This is a genomic window from Rhodoferax sp. (assembly GCF_014859475.1).
Lineage (GTDB): Bacteria > Pseudomonadota > Gammaproteobacteria > Burkholderiales > Burkholderiaceae_C > Rhodoferax.
The window spans coordinates 1-3,041 of sequence record NZ_JACUUE010000256.1 but is presented as its reverse complement, the minus strand read 5'-3'; the positions used below and the strand labels follow the sequence as shown (position 1 = coordinate 3,041).

The 3,041-nt window shown below is 64.4% G+C and carries 4 protein-coding genes; all 4 read right to left on the bottom strand.

Annotated elements, in window-relative coordinates:
* Positions 1 to 850 (bottom strand): malonate decarboxylase subunit epsilon (locus IBX54_RS13980; protein ID WP_296543267.1); only part of this gene is annotated, 850 nt, incomplete at its 3' end.
* Positions 847 to 1,869: a triphosphoribosyl-dephospho-CoA synthase MdcB gene (gene mdcB, locus IBX54_RS13975; RefSeq protein ID WP_296543266.1), complete on the bottom strand. Its 1,023-nt coding sequence runs from the start codon at positions 1,867 to 1,869 to the stop codon at positions 847 to 849. The genes IBX54_RS13980 and mdcB, both read right to left, overlap by 4 nt.
* Before the next feature lie 5 nt (positions 1,870 to 1,874).
* Positions 1,875 to 2,708, bottom strand: a complete 834-nt coding sequence (gene mdcG, locus IBX54_RS13970; RefSeq protein WP_296543265.1) for a malonate decarboxylase holo-[acyl-carrier-protein] synthase — start codon at positions 2,706 to 2,708, stop codon at positions 1,875 to 1,877.
* Positions 2,692 to 3,041: biotin-independent malonate decarboxylase subunit gamma (locus tag IBX54_RS13965; protein ID WP_296543264.1), on the bottom strand; the 350-nt coding region annotated here is incomplete at its 5' end. The genes IBX54_RS13965 and mdcG, both read right to left, overlap by 17 nt.

The following is a 3,041-nucleotide window of genomic DNA, read 5'->3' as shown; positions in this document are numbered from 1 at the left end:
GGATGTCTGGGTGGCGCTCATTCCACATTTTGGCAAGCGCTGACCCGGCGCCGATCTCCAGCACACAGGTCACCTGCCGCTCCGCAATCGCCTCCATGCAGGCAGCCCATTGCACCGGGCTGGCGAGTTGCCGGCTCAGCGCCTGACGCAACGAGCTCGCTTGCCGAACCAGCTTGCCGTCGGCATTGGTGGCAATGGGGCAGCGTGCTGCGGCAAACGGGACTTCAGCCAAAGTCTTGGCAAAGGCCTGGGCAGCAGGCGCCATCCACGACGAATGCGAAGCCACGCGCACGTCGAGCCGCTTGCACACGGTACCCAGCGCCAGCAGCCGGGGCGTGGCCTGGTTCAGGGCAACCTCGGTGCCCGCAAAAATCGACTGGCCGGGATGGATACGGATGGCAACTTCCAGCCTCAGGTCGGCGCAGGCTGTCAGCACGCGGCTCTCTGACAAGCCCGTCACGGCCATCATGCCGGTCTGCTGGCCCAGCACAGCCTGATCCATCAGCGCGGCGCGTTGCTGCGCCAGGGCGATGGCCTGGTCTGCCGGCAACACACCGGCACAGGCAAAGGCCGCCAGTTCGCCGACGCTGTAGCCAGCCACCACGGCGGGTAGCTGTGGCAATTGGCCCTGGATGGCCGCCCACGCCGCCAATGCCGTGCCGGTGATCAGCAGCTGGGCAAAAGTGTTGTTGCTACGCCTCTCCTCATCCTGCAACGCAATGCGCCAATCGGTGCCGATACGCTGACCCATGGCGTGCAACGCATCTGCTGCCCCGGGTTCGGCTTCGAGCCAGGGCAGCATCGCCGGATGCTGACTGGCTTGGCCCGAAAAAACGAGGGCGTAACTCATGCGGCAAACTCGAACCGTGCTTTTAATGAACCGCTCCCGTCATTGCGAACGCCGTGAAGCAATCCATGCAATCTGGACTGCCGCAGCGCGCTCACGGCTACAGCAACAGGTTCAGAGGGCATGGATTGCCGCGTCGCTCGCGCTCCTTGCAAGGACAGCGGTGCTTCAAGGTCAACTGTGATAAGCGACGCCACCCAGCAAGCGCTCGCCAGCATATCAGCGGAACCGCCGGGTGACAAGTTTCGCGCCACCAACGCGCTGTGAATCGCGCGCGCCTGGGCCAACCAACAGGCCTGCAGCACCCCGCCCGCCTGCAGGAATTGCCGCGCCGATGTCTGCACGAATCGCAGGCCGTCCAGGCCGCCGCGGTGCACACAATTGGTGTCGTCCAGCACGGCCATGGTGGCCAACAGGGCTTGCACGCGGGCCGCGCGATCGCCCGCCCCAGCCTGCAAAGCGGCTTGCAAGGCAGGCAGGGTGACGTCAAACAGCACAGGAAACGCCTGCGCCGCTTCGTCGCCCGCGCTGCGCAGCCCAAAACGCCGGGTCGCACGCTGGCCATTGGAAACCGGCGCGGCCAGCTTTGCCGCGTTGGCGCGCTGCGTCAGTGCCTCGCCCCAGGTGGACAACAACACGGCACGCAGATGTTGCGGTGTGAATGGCAAACCCTGGGCCAGCAACTGGCCCGCGCTGGCGCACAACAGGCCCAGACCAAAAATGGCGCCACGGTGGGTGTTGATGCCGTCGGTGGCCGTCAGCATGCGGGCCTCGGCTTGTTTCCCCAGGTTTTGCAGAACAGCAAAGGGGGCACCGGCATGGCCGGCCACGATCATGCGCGGAAAATAACCGCGCAAGGCAAACAGGCTGCGCATGAAGGTCCGGGCATTCATGTCGGTGTGGCTACCACAGTCGCGAAACGACACCAGTCCCGGCTTGGGTTCCAGCGCCACCTCGGTGTACAGCGCACGCACTGCGGCCAGCCCGAATTTTTGTGCTGCAGATGAAACAGTATGGCTCATGGTTGTTATTTAGCCAATTTCGGAATTTGTGGGGCACACTTCAGCCCGCCATGGTCGACTGAAGTCGACCCCACAGCGCACCAAAAGCCAGCCGACGCACTGAAATGCGTGGCTTGAGCAGCTTCATCGGGGGCGCATGTTCCCAGTTCTTGCAGCTCTGCCAGCGATGCCAGCCGGATGTGGTGGCGGTCTTTCAGCAAGGCCTGCGGGGTGTGGCCTGCCAGCAGGCGCTGCAACTCGCGCCAAGCCACAGCCTGGCCACCCGGAAACACAATTTCGCCATCGAGTCGCGGCCCAAATTCTGCTTCAGCAGCAGCCAGCAACCCCGTCACCTGGCGTGCGGTCTGAAAATGTGCCACGTTCAGCGTGATATCAAGGTCGGACTCCGCATGCAAGTAGGACATCCGGGTAAGCCACTGCCAACCGTGCGAGCCGTAAACCCGTGACGTCACCGCCAGGTGTGCCAGTTTTTCATCAAGTTCCTGCGCGGCAGGCCACCAGGGCATGGCCCGCGCCACTTCCCGCAGCGTGGGGAAATTCCCGACGACAACCACCTGGTCCCGCCCGACCGTCAACGCCAGGCGGCGCCGGGACCATTGCCGTGGCGTCGGCAAGCCCAGGCAGAGCAAGTCATGAGCAACTTCAAGGCGCTGGCGGCACACCACCAGCGGCAACTTGTTGCGCTGCCAGTGCGCCAGAATGGCTTGCGCCTCAGCGTCCCAAGCATGGGCCTGAACCTGCGACCAAGCCTGCAAATTGAGCCACACCAGGTGGTTGCGTCGCAAGTCCTGCATGCCGTGCCCCGCGCTGGTCTTCCCTGCTTCAGGAGTTGACCACACGCGCTGCAACCTGCGCGGCCATCAAGCGCCCGCCGCGCGCTTCGCCCTCGGCAGCACGCGTGTCCGCAGTGGTGGCCCGCTGCAACGCCGCGACCAGGCAGGCCTGCAGGTCACCACGCCAGAGCGCCTCGATGCCGCCCATGGCCACATAATTTTCGACACCCGGCGCAAACACCGGATTGGTTTTTGATAGCTCAGCAAGACGCTGCTCGTCCAGCTTGGTCACGCGCGCCATCGCCGGCAAGCGCATGACACGAATCTCGGCCTCGGGAAGCGCATAGCAGGCGTCGGCCATCAGGCCCGAGGTGATGAAACCACCTGAGAGCGCCTGGT